Below are 15864 nucleotides of genomic sequence, written 5' to 3' on the forward strand. Positions count from 1 at the left end.
GGCACGCCTGCGAACCATTGGTTCGCGCGCCGGCGCAGCGCCCCCGCGCAGGCGCGGGGGCCGGGCTTCCGCTGCCGGAAACCGCAGGGTCGGTCAGCGCGCAGCCAACTGCCGGAGCACGTACTGCAGCAGGCCGCCGTGGTGGGCGAGCCGGCGCGCTTGCGAACCATGGTTCGCGCGCCGGCGCAGCGCCCCCGCGCTGGCGCGGGGGCCGGGCTTCTGCTGCCGGAAACCGCAGGGTCGGTCAGCGCGCAGCCAACTGCCGCAGCACGTACTGCAGCAGGCCGCCGTGGCGGAAGTACTCCACTTCCTTCGGCGTCAGCAGCATCACCGCCACCTCGAAGGACTGCGTACCGCCGTCGGCCTTTGTCGCGACGACCTTGGCGCGCTTGCTGGCGCCGTCCTGCAGGCCGGTGATCTCGAACACCTCCGAGCCGTCCAGGCCCAGGCTCTGCGCGTTCTGGCCGTCGAGGAACTGCAGCGGCAGCACGCCCATGCCGACCAGGTTGGAGCGGTGGATGCGCTCGAAGCTCTCGGCGATCACCGCCTTGACCCCGAGCAGGTTGGTGCCCTTGGCCGCCCAGTCGCGCGAAGAGCCGGTGCCGTATTCCTTGCCGCCGATCACCACCAGCGGCACGCCGTCGGCCTTGTACTTCATCGCCGCGTCGTAGATCGCCAGCTTTTCCGGCTGGCCGCCGCCGGCCGGGTAGTACAGGGTGTTGCCGCCTTCCTCGCCGCCGAACATCAGGTTCTTGATGCGGATATTGGCGAAGGTGCCGCGGACCATGACGTCGTCGTTGCCGCGGCGGCTGCCGTAGCTGTTGAAGTCGGCCGGCTGCACGCCGCGTTCCTGCAGGAAGCGGCCCGCCGGCGAGTCCTTCTTGATGTTGCCGGCCGGGGAGATGTGGTCGGTGGTGATCGAATCGCCGAACAGGCCGAGCACGCGCGCGCCATGCACGTCCTCGATGCGGCCGACCTGCATGGTCATGCCGTCGAAGTAGGGCGGGTTCTTGATGTAGGTGGAGGCGCCGTCCCAGGCGTACAGCTCGCCGTCGGGCGAGGCGATGGTGTTCCAGCGGCTGTCGCCCTTGAACACGTCGGCGTAGTTCTGCTTGAACATTTCCGGGCCGACCGTGGCGGCGATGGTGTCGCCGATCTCCTTGTTGCTCGGCCAGATGTCGCGCAGGTACACCGGCTGGCCGTCGCTGCCGGTCCCCAGCGGCTCGCGGGTCAGGTCGATGTCGGTGGTGCCGGCGATGGCGTAGGCGACCACCAGCGGCGGCGACGCCAGGTAGTTCATCTTCACTTCCGGATGCACGCGGCCTTCGAAGTTGCGGTTGCCCGACAGCACCGAGGCCACCACCAGGTCGTCCTGCGCGATCGCCGCGGACACGTCCTCCGGCAGCGGGCCGGAGTTGCCGATGCAGGTGGTGCAGCCGTAGCCGACCACGTAGAAGCCGAGCTGTTCCAGGTCGCTCATCACCCCGGCCTTCTTCAGGTAGTCGGTGACCACCAGCGAGCCCGGCCCGAGCGAGGTCTTGACCCAGGGCTGCGCCTTCAGGCCCTTGGCCACGGCGTTGCGCGCGAGCAGGCCGGCGCCGAGCATGACCGCCGGGTTGGAGGTGTTGGTGCAGGAGGTGATCGCCGCGATCACCACCGCGCCGTCGCGCAGGCGCCAGCCGGCGCCGCTGGCCTCGGCGTCCTGCGCGTGCGCCGCCTGGGCGCCGACCGCGGTGCCGCCGCCGCCTTCGTTCTTGAGCCGGTCTTCCTGCGCGGCGTCGCTGCGGCGCTTGGCGCGCGCGTCGGCAAACGGCACCAGGCTGTCGCGGAAGTTGCGCTGCATGTCTTCCAGCAGCACGCGGTCCTGCGGGCGCTTGGGGCCGGCCAGCGACGGCTTGACGTCACCCATGTCCAGTTCCAGCGTCGCGCTGTAGCTGGCATGCGCGCTGTCGGCGTCGTGCCACAGGCCCTGCGCCTTGGCGTAGGCCTCGACCAGCGCGATCTGCTCTTCGCTGCGGCCGGACAGGCGCAGGTAGGTCAGCGATTCGGCGTCGATCGGGAAGATGCCGCAGGTGGCGCCGTACTCCGGCGCCATGTTGCCGATGGTGGCGCGGTCGGCCAGCGGCAGGTGCTGCAGACCGTCGCCGAAGAACTCGACGAACTTGCCGACCACGCCGTGCTTGCGCAGCATCTGCGTCACCGTCAGCACCAGGTCGGTGGCGGTGGCGCCTTCGGGCAGCTTGCCGGTGAGCTTGAAGCCCACCACCTGCGGGATCAGCATCGACGAGGGCTGGCCGAGCATCGCCGCTTCCGCCTCGATGCCGCCCACGCCCCAGCCGAGCACGCCGATGCCGTTGATCATGGTGGTGTGGCTGTCGGTGCCGAACACGGTGTCCGGGTAGGCCAGCGCCTCGCCGTCGCGTTCGCCGGTCATCACCACCCGCGCCAGGTGCTCCAGGTTGACCTGGTGCACGATGCCGGTGTTCGGGGGCACCACCTTGAAGTTGTCGAAGGCCTTCTGGCCCCAGCGCAGGAAGCCGTAGCGTTCCTTGTTGCGCTGGAATTCGATCTTGCCGTTGAGATCCAGCGCGTCGGGCTTGCCGAACACGTCCACCTGCACCGAGTGGTCGATCACCAGTTCCGAGGGGATCAGCGGATTGATCTGCTCCGGGCGTCCGCCGAGCTTGACCACCGCGTCGCGCATCGCCGCCAGGTCGACCACGCACGGGACGCCGGTGAAGTCCTGCAGCACCACGCGCGCCGGCATGAACGCGATCTCGGTGTCCGGCTCGGCGGTCGGCTGCCATTGCGCCACCGCTTCGATGTGCTCCTTGCCGACGGTCGCGCCGCCGTCCTCGTGGCGCAGCAGATTCTCCAGCAGGATCTTCAGCGAGTAGGGCAGGCGCGAGATGTCGAAGCGCTCGCCGAGCTTGGGCAGGCTGAAGTAACCGTAGGTCTTGCCGCCGACGTGCAGCTGGCTGCGGGTGGAGAACGAGTCGTTCATGCGGGGAACTCCTGATTGCGGATGGCTTGCATTGGCGCGCTTTCGCGAGCCTGCTTGCGAGTGCCGGGACGTTGCGTTGCCGGCATTGCGTCGCGTTGCGGCGCGGCCGGAAGGCGCGGCGGCCCAAGGCGTCGGGCGGAAGCTTACACGTTCAGATGTAGCGCTCGTGTCACGGCTTGCCGCGCCAGCGGCTCATCAGCATCTGCAGGAAACGTTCGGCGCTGGGCGAGAGCAGCGCGCTGCGCCGGCGCACGATGCCGATGGTGCGCGAGACCACCGGGTTGCCGATCGGCCGGGTCACCAGGATCGGATGCTCGCCGTCGGGCGTGGCCATTTTCGGCAGCACCGACACGCCGATGCCCGCCTCGACCATGCCAAGCGAGGTGGACAGGTGGGTCACTTCGTAGTGCCAGCTCAGCTTCAGGTTCTCGCGCGCCAGCGCGCCGTCGAGCAGGGTGCGGTTGCCGCTGGTACGGTGCACGGTGATCAACTGGTGCTGGGCGAGGTCGGCCCATTCGATCCGGCGTTTTTTCGCCAATGGATGGTCGCGGCGGCAGGCCAGCACGAACGGATCTTCGGCGAGCACGTCGAAATCCAGGTTGGGATCGTTGGCGCCCATGAAGTTGATGCCGAACTCGACCTCGCCGCGCTCCACCGCCTGCAGGCCCTCGGTGGCGGGGATGTCGAGAATGCGGAAGCGCACGTGCGGATGCGCCTCGCGGAAGCGCGCCATCACGCTGGGCAGGAAGTAGAACGCGGCGGTCGGCAGGCAGGCGATGGTGACGGTGGCGCCGCGCGCGTCGTCGTGGCCGCGCACCGAGAACAGCGAGCCGTCGAACTCCTCGATCATGCGCCGCACCAGCGGCAGCAGGTTCTCGCCGATGGCAGTGGTGGCCACGCTGCGGGTGGTGCGTTCCAGCAGCGGCGACCCGACCGCCTGTTCCAGCTTCTGGATGCGCCGGCTCAGCGCCGGCTGCGACATGTGCAGCGCCTCGGCGGCGCGATGGAAGCTGCGCGTCTCGGCCACCAGCAGGAACGCGCGCAGGTCCAGGATTTCGCAATTGATGCTCATAGGTAATCAATCATAAAAAAATTAGCAATTCACAGATCAATCGGGGTCATGCCAGTATCGAATCAGACGAAGACATTCATCTTCATGGCGCATCAATCTACACCATGTCCAACGATCTGCTCGGCATTCCCTGCGTGCTCATGCGCGGCGGCACCTCCAAGGGGCCGTTCTTCTTCGCGCCAGACCTGCCGGCCGATCCGGCCCGGCGCGACCGCCTGCTGCTGGAGGTGATGGGCGCCGGGCATCCGCTGCAGATCGACGGCATCGGCGGCGGCAACGCGCTGACCAGCAAGGTCGCCATCGTCGACCGTTCCAGCCGCGCCGACGCGGACGTGGACTATCTGTTCGCGCAGGTGCGGGTCGACCAGCAGGTGGTGGACACCTCGCCCAACTGCGGCAACATGCTGGCGGCGGTGGCGCCGTACGCGATCGAGCGCGGCCTGGTGCAGGCGCAGCATCCGCGCACCCAGGTGCGCATCCACAACGTCAACACCGGCAAGCTGATCGTGGCCACGGTGGAAACGCCGCACGGCCGGGTGGTGTACCGCGGCGAGACGCGCATCGCCGGGGCGCCCGGCGCGGCGTCGCCGATCTGGCTGTCGTTCCTGGACGCGGCCGGCGCGCGCACCGGCAAGCTGTTGCCGAGCGGGCAGGCGCAGGACACCATCGACGGTGTCGCGACGAGTCTGGTGGATTGCGCCATGCCGATGATGTTGCTGCGCGCCTCCGATCTTGGCGTGTGCGGCGATGCCTCGCCTGCCGAGCTGAATGCCGATGCCGCGCTGCTGGCGCGGCTGGAGGCGCTGCGGATCGAGGCCGGCGCGCGCATGGGTATCGCCGATGCCGGCAGCAAGGTGATTCCCAAGCCGGTGCTGCTGTCGGCACCGCAGCATGGCGGGGACCTGCAGGTGCGCTATTTCATGCCGCAGCAGTGCCACACCGCGCTGGCCATCACCGGCGCGGTCGGCATCGCCACCGCGGCGGCCACGCCGGGCACCCTGGCCAACGCCTTCGTCGGCGATGCGGCGCTGCCGCGCCACGTCGTCCTGGAACATCCGAGCGGCGCCCTGGAGGTGGGATTGAGCCGCACCGCGGCCGATGCGCCGATCGTCGCCAGCGTGGTGCGCACCGCCCGCCGGCTGTTCGAAGGGCGGGTCTTCGCGACCTCGCCCGTGTCCACCGAGGCCCGCCAATGGATCTCCGCGGCATGACATGACCCGAACCGGCCGGGCGCCTGCATGCACGCACGTCCGCGACCGACAACGCACACGCTTCAATCCTGGGAGGGATCGATGTTGTCCAGAACGTTCTTCACCGCGGCGCTCGCCGCGGCCGGCCTGCTGCTCCTCACCGCCTGCGGCAAGGGCGGCGGCGATGCGGCGAGCGCCGACGCCACCCCGGTGCGCATCAGCGTCGGGTCCTACAATCTCAACAACCTGCCGTTCTTCATCGCCGACGCCAACGGCTACTTCGACCAGGTCGGGGTCAAGGTCAAGACCGAGAACTTCGCCCAAGGCGGCTCCAAGGTGCTGCAGGCCTTGGTGGCCAACTCCACCGACGTGGCGGTGGGCTTCTACGACCACACCATCCAGATGCAGTCCAAGCGCAAGGACGTGGTCGCCTTCGTGCTGCTCTCGCGCAATTCCGGGCTGGTGCTGGCCGGGCGCAACGACACCGCCTTCGATCCGGCCAGGCCGCAGACCATCAAGGGCCTGAAGGTCGGCATCACCGCGCCGGGGTCCTCGTCCGACTTCTTCGTGCGCCATTACCTCTCGCGCAACGGCATCCCCGAGAGCGCGGTGTCGTTGATCGGCGTCGGTTCCGGCGCGGCCGCGGTGGCGGCGCTGGAGCAGGGCAAGATCGACCTGCTGGTCAACTACGATCCGGCGGCGACCCTGATCAGCGAGCGCAGGATCGGCAGGATCCTGATCGACGCGCGCAGCGATGCCGGTGCGCGCCAGGTCTACGGCGGGCTGTACCCGACCTCGGTGATGTACGCCAACCGCAGCTTCCTGGAAAAGCGGCCGCAGGATGCGGAGAAGATCGTGCGTGCCGAGCAGATGGCGCTGCGCTTCATCGCCGACCACTCCGCCGAGGAGATCGTCGCGGCCTTGCCAGATGCCTACGTCTCCGGCGACCGCGCCACCTATACGCGGGCGGTGGAGAACGCCCGCGCCATCTTCACCCGCGACGGGCGCTTCGTCGCCGCCGACCTGGAAACGCCGTTGACCGTGCTGCGCGCGTTCAACAAGGACGTGGCGCGCGCGGACATCGATCTGTCCAAGACCTACACCAACGCCTTCGTCGACCGCGCCAGCGGTGCGGGCAAGGCGGCCCAACCGTGAGCGGAGGAACCATGGCACGCAACGCGACTGTGCAGCGCCTCAACGGCGCGCCGCACCTCGATCCGGCACAGACGATGGTCGCGATCAACAACGTCACCATGTCCTTCGGCGATTTCACCGCCGTGCGCGACGTGGACATCCAGGTCGCCGATGGCGAGTTCCTGGCCATCGTCGGCCCCACCGGTTGCGGCAAGAGCACCATCCTCAACTCGGTGGCGGGGCTGCTGTCGCCCTCCGCCGGCCAGGTCGTCATCGATGGCCGCCCGGTCGCCGGCGTACAGGAAGCGGTCGGCTACCTGTTCCAGCAGGATGCGCTGCTGCCGTGGAAGACCGCCTTCCAGAACGTGGAGCTGGGCCTGCGCTTCCGTGGCGTGGCCGAGGCCGAGCGCAGGCAGCGCGCCAATGCCTGGCTGGCCAAGGTCGGCCTGGCGGGGTTCGAGCACCGCTACCCGCACCAGCTCTCCGGCGGCCAGCGCAAGCGCGTGCAGATGGCGCAGGCGCTGATCGTCGAGCCGAAGGTGATCCTGATGGACGAGCCGTTCTCGGCGCTGGACATCCACACCCGCCACCTCATGCAGAACGAACTGCTGCGGCTATGGCAGGAGCAGCGCCGCTCGGTGATCCTGATCACCCACGACCTGGAAGAGGCGATCGCGCTGGGCGACCGCGTGGTGGTGCTGTCCTCCGGCCCCGCCAGCCGCGTGGTGCGCAGTTTCGACGTGGACCTGCCGCGTCCGCGCAACGTCGCCGAGATCAAGCTCGACGCGCGTTTTACCGACCTGTACCGCGACATCTGGGCCTGCCTGCGCGGCGAAGTGGAGAAGAGCTATGCACGCCAAGACTGACAAACTCATCCAGCTCGCGCTGGTCGTGGCCGTGTTCGGCGGCTGGGAGGGCGGCATCGCCCTGGGCCTGATCGACCCGTTCTTCTTCCCCGCGCCGACCGCGATCGTGCAGCAGGCCTGGACCTGGCTGTCCGATACCGGCTTCTACCAGCACGTCTACATCACCTTGACCGAAACGGCGCTCGGCTATGTCATCGGTACCGCGCTGGGCGTGGCCGGCGGCGTCTGGCTGGGCCTGAGCCGGCGCTCGGCGCGGATCCTGGATCCCTTCATCAAGGGCTTCAATGCGATCCCGCGCGTGGTGCTGGCGCCGATCTTCGTGCTGTGGCTGGGCCTGGGCCTGTGGTCGAAAGTGGCGCTGGCGGTGACCCTGGTGTTCTTCACCACGTTCTTCAACGCCATGCAGGGCGTGCGCGAGGTCAATCCGGTGGTGCTGGCCAATGCGCGCATCCTCGGCGCCAACCGCCGCGACCTGCTGCGTCACGTGTACTTCCCCGCGGCGGCGAGCTGGATCCTGTCGTCGTTGCGCACCTCGGTGGGCTTTGCCGTGGTCGGCGCGATCATCGGCGAATACCTCGGCGCCTCCGCCGGCCTGGGCTACCTGATCGCGCAGGCCGAGGGCAACTTCAATGCCGTGGGCGTGTTCGCCGGCATCATCATCCTGGCCGCCTTCGTGCTGCTCATCGATGCGCTGCTTGACGTGATCGAGAACCGCCTGATCACCTGGCGTCCCAACGCGCAGAACCAGGCCACCAGCTGACCACGGCCGCGCGCCACCGGCCAGGCCGGTGGCGCGCCTGTCGCGCGCATCACATCCCCCCGCACCATCGCAACGGGCCAGCGCCAGGCCAGGCGCCCGGCTGGCCGGAGAGACCCATCCATGCATCCCCATCCCGTGCTGCCCCGCGCAGCGCTGACGCTGGCGCTCGGCCTGTTGCTCGGCGGCGCCAACGAGGCCGCTGCGCAAACCGTGCCGGCCGCGCCGGCCACGTTGAGCCAGGCCGAACTGACCGCGCTGGTGCGGCAGCAGGCGCTGCAGATCCAGCAACTGCAAGCGCGGCTCGACGCGCTGCAGGCCCCCGCCGCGCCGAGTCCGGTGCCCGCCACCACGGCGTCCGCCACCACCGCGCCGGCGCTGGAAGGCCGCGTCGCCGCGCTCGAATCGGCGCAGGCCAAGGCGCCGAAGGTGTCGTGGTCGAAGGGCGCCCCGGAGTTCGCCAGCGCCGACGGCAACGTGGTGTTCCGGCCGCGCGGCCGCCTGTTCGTCGATGCCTCCAGCACCGACGGTTCCGCTGCCAGCCAGCGCAACCTGTCCGGCACCGAGATCCGCTCGGTGCGACTCGGCGCCGAAGGCCGCTATGGCCAGCTCGGCTGGGTGGTGGAGGGCGACTTTGCCGACAACGCGGTGGCCTGGAAATCGGTGTACGCCAGCGTCGACCATCGCCTGTTCGGCCTGCCGGCCGAGCTGAGCGTGGGCAATCGCCTGAACGATCGCGGCATCGATGGCGCCAGCAGCACGTCCAACACCCCGTTCCAGGACCGCAACGTGGTCGGCACGCTGATCCTGCCGCAGCGCGGCCTGTTCGGCGTCGGCCTGACCGAGCGCGTCTACGGGCGCGACTGGCACGCCAGCCTGTCGGTGGCGGGCAACGACCTCAACAATGCCGGCGACGACAACGACAGCCTGACCTGGGCGGCGCGCGCGCACTGGAATCCGCTGGCCGGCAAGGACGCGACCGTGCACCTGGGCGCCTGGGCCTTCCACGAGGAGATCGCCGCCGGCGCCAGCGGCGTGCTGCGCAGTTCGGCGATCGCCGGGCATTTCAACGACCAGGTCCGGATCGCGCCGGGAACGCTGCTGGGTGCGCAGCGCAGCGACGGCTACGGCGCGGAGCTGGCCGGGGTCGTCGGCCCGGCCTGGGCCAGCGGCGAGTGGGGCACGCGCAATCTGCGCGGGCGCGACGCGGCCGGCGGCTACGATCTGGATCACCAGGCCTGGGCGGTGTCGGCCGGCTGGTTCCTGTCCGGCGCGCTGCCCGCGTATGCCGGCAAGACCGGCACCTGGGGCCGGGTCAAGGTCGCCGATCCGGCCACCGCCGGCGGCGCCGGGGCCTGGGAACTGAAGCTGCGCTACGAAGACGTGGACTACGCCGAGCTGCCGAGCGGCGGCCGCGGCCATGCCTGGACGCTGGGGACCAATTGGTACCTCAACGATGTCAGCCGACTGATGCTCGACGTGATCCGCTGGCAGACCGACAACCGCAGCGGCACGGTGCAGGGCAGGGACCAGGGCACGACCTTCAACACCCGCCTGCAGGTGGCGTTCTGAGCCGCTGAAAGAGGGAGGGGCGGCCCTGCATTCGCGCGGGTCACCGGCACGGCGTTCCCGCGCGGGCGTGCGGCGGCTGCCGAGGAGGCCGCGAGGTCGTTGCGTGTGGCGGGCACAGCGCCCGGGTACCTGACCGGGCGCTGTGCCGCGGCGCGTCCGTCGCTGGCGGTATGGCTGCCCGAGTATGTATAATCCGTGCATACCGAACCGGGCCTACACCGATGGAAGCCACTGTCGCCGAACGCGGTCAGATCACCCTTCCCAAGGCCGTGCGCGATGCGCTCGGCCTGAGCAAGGGCACCATCCTGAAAGTGGAGCTGGACGGCGGCCGGATCATCCTGCGCAAGAGCGTGGACGATGCCATCTCGCGCGCCCGTGGCCGCTTCAAGCTCGACGGCTTCGCCAGCACCGACGAAGCGATGCGTGCGATCCGCGGCCGCGCCCCGGGCGATCCGTTCGAACCCGAACCCGACGCCGGCGCATGATCGCCATCGACTCGTCCGTGCTGGTGGATCTGCTGGCCGACGGCCCGCAGGCCGACGCCGCCGAAGCCTGCCTGCGCCAGTGCCTGAGCACCGGCCCGGTGGTGGTCTGCGACATCGTCCTGGCCGAAGTGTGCAGCGCGCTGCGCGACGGCGCCGAGGCGTTGTCGGTGCTGGAGGACATGAGCATCCGCTTCAGCGCGCTGGAGGCCAAGTCGGCCTTGCGCGCCGGCGAGATGCAGCGCCGCTTCCGCGCCCGCGGCGGCAAGCGCGAGCGGGTCGTGGCCGATTTCCTGATCGGTGCGCATGCGCTGCTGCAATGCGATGGCCTGATCACCCGCGACGACCGTTTTTTCCGCGATTACTTCAAGGGCTTGAAGATCATCGTCCCCAAGCCTGCCGGCTGACGCCGCGCAACCGCTACCGCTCATTCCCACCGTTTTTTCCCGGAGAACCCGCATGTTGGAAGCCTACCGCCACCACGTTGCAGAGCGCGCCGCGCTCGGAATCCCGCCGCTGCCGCTGAGCGCGCAGCAGACCGCGCAGGTCATCGAACTGCTGAAGAATCCGCCGGCCGGCGAAGAGCAGTTCCTGGTCGAACTGCTGAGCCACCGCGTGCCGGCCGGCGTCGACGACGCCGCCAAGGTCAAGGCCTCGTACCTGGCCGCGGTCGCCTTCGGCAGCGAGAAGACCCCGCTGATCTCGCCCACCCGCGCCACCGAACTGCTGGGCAGCATGCTCGGCGGCTACAACATCCATCCGCTGATCGAACTGCTGGACAACCCGGAGCTGGGTGCGGTCGCCGCCGAAGGCCTCAAGCACACGCTGCTGATCTTCGATGCCTTCCACGACGTGCAGGAGAAGGCCGAGGCCGGCAACGCGCACGCCAAGGCCGTGCTGCAGAGCTGGGCCGAGGCCGAGTGGTTCACCAGCAAGCCGGAAGTGCCGCAGAGCCTGACCATCACCGTGTTCAAGGTGCCGGGCGAGACCAACACCGACGACCTGTCGCCGGCGCCGGACGCCACCACCCGCCCGGACATCCCGCTGCACGCGCTGGCGATGCTGAAGAACAAGCGCGACGGCGCGCCGTTCGAGCCGGAAGAGGACGGCAAGCGCGGCCCGATCCAGGCCATTGCCGACCTCAAGGCCAAGGGCCACCTGGTCGCCTACGTCGGCGACGTGGTCGGCACCGGTTCCTCGCGCAAGTCGGCGACCAACTCGGTGCTGTGGTGGACCGGCGAGGACATCCCCTACATCCCCAACAAGCGCTTCGGCGGCGTGTGCCTGGGCTCGAAGATCGCGCCGATCTTCTACAACACCATGGAAGACGCCGGCGCGCTGCCGATCGAGCTGGACGTGTCGCAGATGGAGCACGGCGACGTGGTCGAGCTGCGTCCGTACGAGGGCAAGGCGTTGAAGAACGGGCAGGTGATCGCCGAGTTCGCGATGAAGTCCGACGTGCTGTTCGACGAAGTGCGCGCCGGCGGCCGTATCCCGCTGATCGTCGGCCGCGGCCTCACCGCCAAGGCGCGCGAGTTCCTGGGCCTGCCGGCCTCGAACCTGTTCCGTCTGCCGATGGACCCGCCGGACACCGGCAAGGGCTTCTCGCTGGCGCAGAAGATGGTCGGCCGCGCCTGCGGCCTGCCGGAAGGCCAGGGCATGCGCCCGGGCACCTACTGCGAACCGAAGATGACCTCGGTGGGCTCGCAGGACACCACCGGCCCGATGACCCGCGACGAGCTGAAGGACCTGGCCTGCCTGGGCTTCTCCGCCGACCTGGTGATGCAGTCGTTCTGCCACACCGCGGCGTACCCGAAGCCGGTGGACGTCAAGACTCACCACACCCTGCCGGAGTTCATCTCCACCCGCGGCGGCGTGTCGCTGCGTCCGGGCGACGGCGTGATCCACAGCTGGCTCAACCGCATGCTGCTGCCCGACACCGTCGGCACCGGCGGCGACTCGCACACCCGCTTCCCGATCGGCATCTCGTTCCCGGCCGGCTCCGGCCTGGTGGCCTTCGCCGCCGCCACCGGCGTCATGCCGCTGGACATGCCCGAGAGCGTGCTGGTGCGCTTCAAGGGACAGATGCAGCCGGGCGTGACCCTGCGCGATCTGGTCAACGCGATCCCGCTGTACGCGATCAAGCAGGGCCTGCTGACCGTGGCCAAGCAGGGCAAGAAGAACATCTTCTCCGGCCGCATCCTGGAAATCGAAGGCCTGCCGGAGCTGAAGGTGGAGCAGGCGTTCGAACTGTCCGACGCCTCGGCCGAGCGGTCGGCCGCCGGTTGCACGGTGCGCCTGAACAAGGAGCCGATCGTCGAGTACCTGACCAGCAACATCACCCTGCTGAAGTGGATGATCGCCGAAGGCTATGCCGACGCGCGTTCGCTGGCGCGGCGGATCAAGAAGATGGAGGAGTGGCTGGCCGACCCGCAACTGCTCGAGCCCGATGCCGATGCCGAATACGCGGCGGTGATCGAGATCGACCTGGCCGACATCCACGAGCCGATCGTGGCCTGCCCGAACGACCCGGACGACGTGAAGACCCTGTCCGACGTGGCCGGCGCGGCGATCGACGAAGTGTTCATCGGCTCGTGCATGACCAACATCGGCCACTTCCGTGCCGCGGCCAAGCTGCTGGAAGGCAAGCGCGACATCCCGACCCGCCTGTGGGTCGCGCCGCCGACCAAGATGGACGCCTCGGAGCTGACCAAGGAAGGCCACTACGGCACCTTCGGCGCCGCCGGTGCGCGCATGGAAATGCCGGGCTGCTCGCTGTGCATGGGCAACCAGGCGCAGGCGCGCGAGGGCGCCACCGTGTTCTCGACCTCCACCCGCAACTTCCCCAACCGCCTGGGCCGCAACACCAACGTGTACCTGGGCTCGGCGGAACTGGCGGCGATCTGCTCGCGCCTGGGCCGGATCCCGACCAAGGACGAGTACATGGCCGACGTGGGCGTGATCAAGACCAGTGGCGAGCAGATCTATCGCTACATGAACTTCGATCAGATCCAGGACTACCAGGACGTGGCCGCCACGGTCGCGGCCTGATCGCCCCGGCGATGCGCTGACGCGACGGTGCCGTGCATCCGGCACCGTCGCCACGAAGAAGCCCGGCAGTGCCGGGCTTTTTTGTGGGTGTTGCTGCGTTTCGGGGCGCGGTCGATCTGCCGCGCTCGCGTGGGCTTACGTCTGCGGCGCGGGCGCGCGTCCCTGCAGCCAGTGCTCCAGCGCCGCGGCCGGCAGCGCCGGTGCGAACAGGAAGCCCTGCAGCACGCGGCAGCCCAGCCGCGCCAGAAATGCACGTTGCGCTTCGGTCTCCACGCCCTCGGCGACGGTGTGCAGGCCCAGGGTTTCGCCGATGCGCAGCACCGAGGTGGTCAGGGCGCGCGAGGTCTGGCAGTGCTCCAGGTCGCTGACGAAGCTCATGTCCAGCTTCAGCTCGTTGACCGGCAACTGGTGCAGATGGCTGAGGCTGGAATAGCCGGTGCCGAAATCGTCCAGCGACAGCAGCACACCGCTGGTCTGCAGTTGACGCAGGTTGGCCAGCACCGCATTGGGATTGGAAAGCATGACGCTCTCGGTCATCTCCAGGGCCAGGTCGGCCGGCTGCAGACCGGAGGCGGCGAGCAGGCCCTCGACCCGCGCCGGCAGCTGCGGATCGGCGAAATTGTTGGCCGACAGGTTCACCGCCACGCGCGGCACCGGGATGCTACGCAGGCGCCAGTCGGCCATCTGCCGGCAGGCCTCGCGCAGGACCCAGTGTCCGAGCTCGTCGATCAGGCCGCATTCCTCGGCCATTGGCACGAACCGCGACGGCGAGATCGCGCCGAGGTTGGGATGCTCCCAGCGCAGCAGCGCTTCCACGCCGTACAGCGCATGCGGCGCCTGGCTGTCCAGTTGCGGCTGGTAGTGCAGTTGCAGCTTGTCGCGATGCAGGGCGTCGCGCAGCGCGGTCTCCATCGCCACGCGTTCCTGCGCCATGCGGTTCATGTCGGAACTGAAGTAGCACACGCTGTCGCCGCCCTCGCGCTTGGCCCGGAACATGGCCAGGTCGGCATGGCGCAGCAGGGTCTCGATGTCGCGGCCGTCGTCGGGGAACATCGCCACGCCGATGCTGGCGCTGGGGTGCAAGGTCACCTGGCCGACCACCAGGGGCTCGGCCAATGCCAGCAACAGGCGCTCGGCGACACCGGCGGCCTGCGCGACGCTGCAGTTCGGCAGCATCAGCACGAATTCGTCGCCGGCCTGGCGGCCGACCAGGTCGGTCATGCCCAGGGTGTCGCCGATGCGATGGGCGATGTCGCGCAGCAGGCCGTCGCCGGCGGCATGGCCCTGGGTTTCGTTGACACGCTTGAAGCGATCGATGTCCACGAACAGGATCGCCACCGGCGCACCCTGGTGCTCGGCCGCGGCCAGCGCCTGCTCGGCGCGGGCGCTGAACATCACCCGGTTGGGCAAGCCGGTGAGCGAATCGTAGAAGGCGAGTTGGTGCACGCGTGCCCTGGTCTGCTCGCGTTCCAGCGCCAGCGCGCACAGATGCACGCACAGTTCGATCAGGCGCAGGTGCCAGGGCAGCGGCTCGCGCACCTGCCGGTAGCACAGCGCGAAGCTGCCGAGGACGCGGCCGCTGCTGGACTTGATCGGGGTGGCCACGCAGGTGCCCAACTGCACATGCTGCACCAGCCCCATGTAGTCGGCGAACAGCGGGTCGGTGCGCGGGTCGAGCACCAGCACCTGCTTGCTGCGCCAGATCGAGGTGGCGAGGGCGCCGGAGCGCGGTCCCGCGCGCATGCTGGTCATGGTCTCGCCGAACTGCGCCGGCATGCTCGGTGCCGCCAGGGGCTGCAGGCAGCCGCTGCCGTCGACGCTGACGATCGCGGCCATCAGTTCCGGCGCGATGCGCTCGACCTCCTTGCAGATCAGCGTGGCGACCTCGACCAGCGGCTGTTCGCGGACCAGCGCATCCAGCACGTTCTTGTGCAGCACCTCGTGCATCTTGCTCTGGGTGATGTCGGTGAACGAGAGGATGTAGTGCTGTTGGCTGCCGTCCTCTTCGGCGATGGGAGTGGCCACCAGGGTGGCCCACAGCGGGGTGCCGTCCTTGCGGTACACCAGGATGTCGGTCTGGTGGCCGAAGCCGGCACGCACGCGTTCGCGGGTGTGCTGCACCGTCTGCAGGTCGGTGCCGGGGCCGGTCAGCACGTTGCTGGGCAGGTGTCCCAGCACGTCGCGCTCGGCGTAGCCGAACACCTGGCTGAAGCCGGCGTTGACGTAGAGAATGTTCAATTCCGGATCGCAGACGACGATCGCGTTGTCGCTGGAGTCCAGCGCGAGCGACAGCAGCCGCATCCTGGCATCGCGGGCGCGCTCGGCGCTGACGTCGCGCACGAACAGCACCTGCAACTGGCTGGTGTTCTGCGGCACCCGGGCCGCGCTCACCGCCAGCCAGCGCGCGGCGCCGTCGGCGTCGCGCAACAGCAGTTCGTAGCTGCCGCTGCCGTCCTCGTGCAGGCAACTGGCGAGGAAGTCGTCGCGCACCTCGGCGTCGACCAGCTCGCCGAGCGGATAGCCCAGCACCTGCGCGCGCGGGCGGTTCCACAACGCTTCGGCGGTGTGGTTGAAGGCGACCACGCGCGCCTTCGCATCGATCACCAGCACCCCTTGCGGGGCGTAGTGCAGGCAGTGCAGCAGATCGAGTTCGGAACAGGCCGCGGCCGCGCGCGCCGTTTCCACACTGGGGTCGCTGGGGACGCTCGATGTGGTGGCGCGGCGGCCCGGCATGCG

At 69.1% G+C, this 15864-nt stretch carries 11 protein-coding genes; 8 read left to right on the forward strand and 3 right to left on the reverse strand.

Going from position 1 to position 15864, the window contains the following annotated elements; genetic code table 11:
* Window positions 1-244: 244 nt before the first annotated feature.
* Entirely contained in the window at window positions 245-3004 is a 2760-nt protein-coding gene (gene acnA / locus Q7W82_RS12590; RefSeq protein ID WP_242161287.1) for an aconitate hydratase AcnA, read from the reverse strand.
* A 169-nt stretch (window positions 3005-3173) separates the two neighbouring features.
* A complete protein-coding gene (locus Q7W82_RS12595) occupies window positions 3174-4076 on the reverse strand; it encodes a LysR family transcriptional regulator (RefSeq protein WP_010343328.1) in 903 nt (300 codons plus the stop codon).
* 104 nt (window positions 4077-4180) lie between these two features.
* Here Q7W82_RS12595 and Q7W82_RS12600 point away from each other — a divergent pair, with 104 nt between their 5' ends.
* The 8 genes from Q7W82_RS12600 to acnB all read left to right on the forward strand — a co-directional run bounded on the left by Q7W82_RS12600 (window position 4181) and on the right by acnB (window position 13128).
* Window positions 4181-5287, forward strand: a complete 1107-nt coding sequence (locus Q7W82_RS12600; protein ID WP_242161288.1) for a 4-oxalomesaconate tautomerase — start codon at window positions 4181-4183, stop codon at window positions 5285-5287.
* A gap of 81 nt (window positions 5288-5368) precedes the next feature.
* On the forward strand, window positions 5369-6421 hold the full coding sequence (locus Q7W82_RS12605; RefSeq protein WP_242161289.1) for an ABC transporter substrate-binding protein: 1053 nt from the start codon (window positions 5369-5371) through the stop codon (window positions 6419-6421).
* A gap of 11 nt (window positions 6422-6432) precedes the next feature.
* Window positions 6433-7266, forward strand: coding sequence for an ABC transporter ATP-binding protein (locus Q7W82_RS12610; RefSeq protein WP_160946664.1), 834 nt, complete (start codon window positions 6433-6435; stop codon window positions 7264-7266).
* Window positions 7250-8026 (forward strand): ABC transporter permease, encoded by a 777-nt coding sequence (locus Q7W82_RS12615; protein ID WP_160946665.1) that lies wholly within the window; start codon window positions 7250-7252, stop codon window positions 8024-8026. Before Q7W82_RS12610 ends, Q7W82_RS12615 begins: the two co-directional genes overlap by 17 nt.
* A gap of 120 nt (window positions 8027-8146) precedes the next feature.
* Complete coding sequence (locus Q7W82_RS12620; protein WP_242161290.1) at window positions 8147-9595, forward strand: porin; 1449 nt, start codon at window positions 8147-8149, stop codon at window positions 9593-9595.
* A 221-nt stretch (window positions 9596-9816) separates the two neighbouring features.
* Window positions 9817-10080, forward strand: a complete 264-nt coding sequence (locus tag Q7W82_RS12625) for an AbrB/MazE/SpoVT family DNA-binding domain-containing protein (RefSeq protein ID WP_010343322.1) — start codon at window positions 9817-9819, stop codon at window positions 10078-10080.
* Window positions 10077-10484: a type II toxin-antitoxin system VapC family toxin gene (locus Q7W82_RS12630; protein WP_019798091.1), complete on the forward strand. Its 408-nt coding sequence runs from the start codon at window positions 10077-10079 to the stop codon at window positions 10482-10484. The genes Q7W82_RS12625 and Q7W82_RS12630 overlap by 4 nt, the downstream gene beginning before the upstream one ends.
* A 52-nt stretch (window positions 10485-10536) precedes the next feature.
* Entirely contained in the window at window positions 10537-13128 is a 2592-nt protein-coding gene (gene acnB, locus Q7W82_RS12635) for a bifunctional aconitate hydratase 2/2-methylisocitrate dehydratase (RefSeq protein ID WP_242161291.1), read from the forward strand.
* 135 nt (window positions 13129-13263) lie between these two features.
* On the opposite strand, the gene Q7W82_RS12640 is transcribed toward acnB, so the two are convergent.
* On the reverse strand, window positions 13264-15861 hold the full coding sequence (locus tag Q7W82_RS12640) for an EAL domain-containing protein (RefSeq protein ID WP_242161292.1): 2598 nt from the start codon (window positions 15859-15861) through the stop codon (window positions 13264-13266).
* Window positions 15862-15864: the final 3 nt, after the last annotated feature.

Source organism: Xanthomonas indica (assembly GCF_040529045.1).
In the GTDB taxonomy this organism is placed as follows: Bacteria; Pseudomonadota; Gammaproteobacteria; order Xanthomonadales; family Xanthomonadaceae; genus Xanthomonas_A; species Xanthomonas_A indica.

What these genes read in the sequence shown, in the direction of transcription:
- Q7W82_RS12615 (WP_160946665.1), top strand. Translation starts at nt 7,250, where the DNA reads ATGCACGCCAAGACTGACAAACTCATCCAGCTCGCGCTGGTCGTGGCC.
- Q7W82_RS12640 (WP_242161292.1), bottom strand. Translation starts at nt 15,861, where the DNA reads ATGCCGGGCCGCCGCGCCACCACATCGAGCGTCCCCAGCGACCCCAGT.
- acnA (WP_242161287.1), bottom strand. Translation starts at nt 3,004, where the DNA reads ATGAACGACTCGTTCTCCACCCGCAGCCAGCTGCACGTCGGCGGCAAG.
- acnB (WP_242161291.1), top strand. Translation starts at nt 10,537, where the DNA reads ATGTTGGAAGCCTACCGCCACCACGTTGCAGAGCGCGCCGCGCTCGGA.
- Q7W82_RS12625 (WP_010343322.1), top strand. Translation starts at nt 9,817, where the DNA reads ATGGAAGCCACTGTCGCCGAACGCGGTCAGATCACCCTTCCCAAGGCC.
- Q7W82_RS12620 (WP_242161290.1), top strand. Translation starts at nt 8,147, where the DNA reads ATGCATCCCCATCCCGTGCTGCCCCGCGCAGCGCTGACGCTGGCGCTC.
- Q7W82_RS12605 (WP_242161289.1), top strand. Translation starts at nt 5,369, where the DNA reads ATGTTGTCCAGAACGTTCTTCACCGCGGCGCTCGCCGCGGCCGGCCTG.
- Q7W82_RS12610 (WP_160946664.1), top strand. Translation starts at nt 6,433, where the DNA reads ATGGCACGCAACGCGACTGTGCAGCGCCTCAACGGCGCGCCGCACCTC.
- Q7W82_RS12600 (WP_242161288.1), top strand. Translation starts at nt 4,181, where the DNA reads ATGTCCAACGATCTGCTCGGCATTCCCTGCGTGCTCATGCGCGGCGGC.
- Q7W82_RS12630 (WP_019798091.1), top strand. Translation starts at nt 10,077, where the DNA reads ATGATCGCCATCGACTCGTCCGTGCTGGTGGATCTGCTGGCCGACGGC.
- Q7W82_RS12595 (WP_010343328.1), bottom strand. Translation starts at nt 4,076, where the DNA reads ATGAGCATCAATTGCGAAATCCTGGACCTGCGCGCGTTCCTGCTGGTG.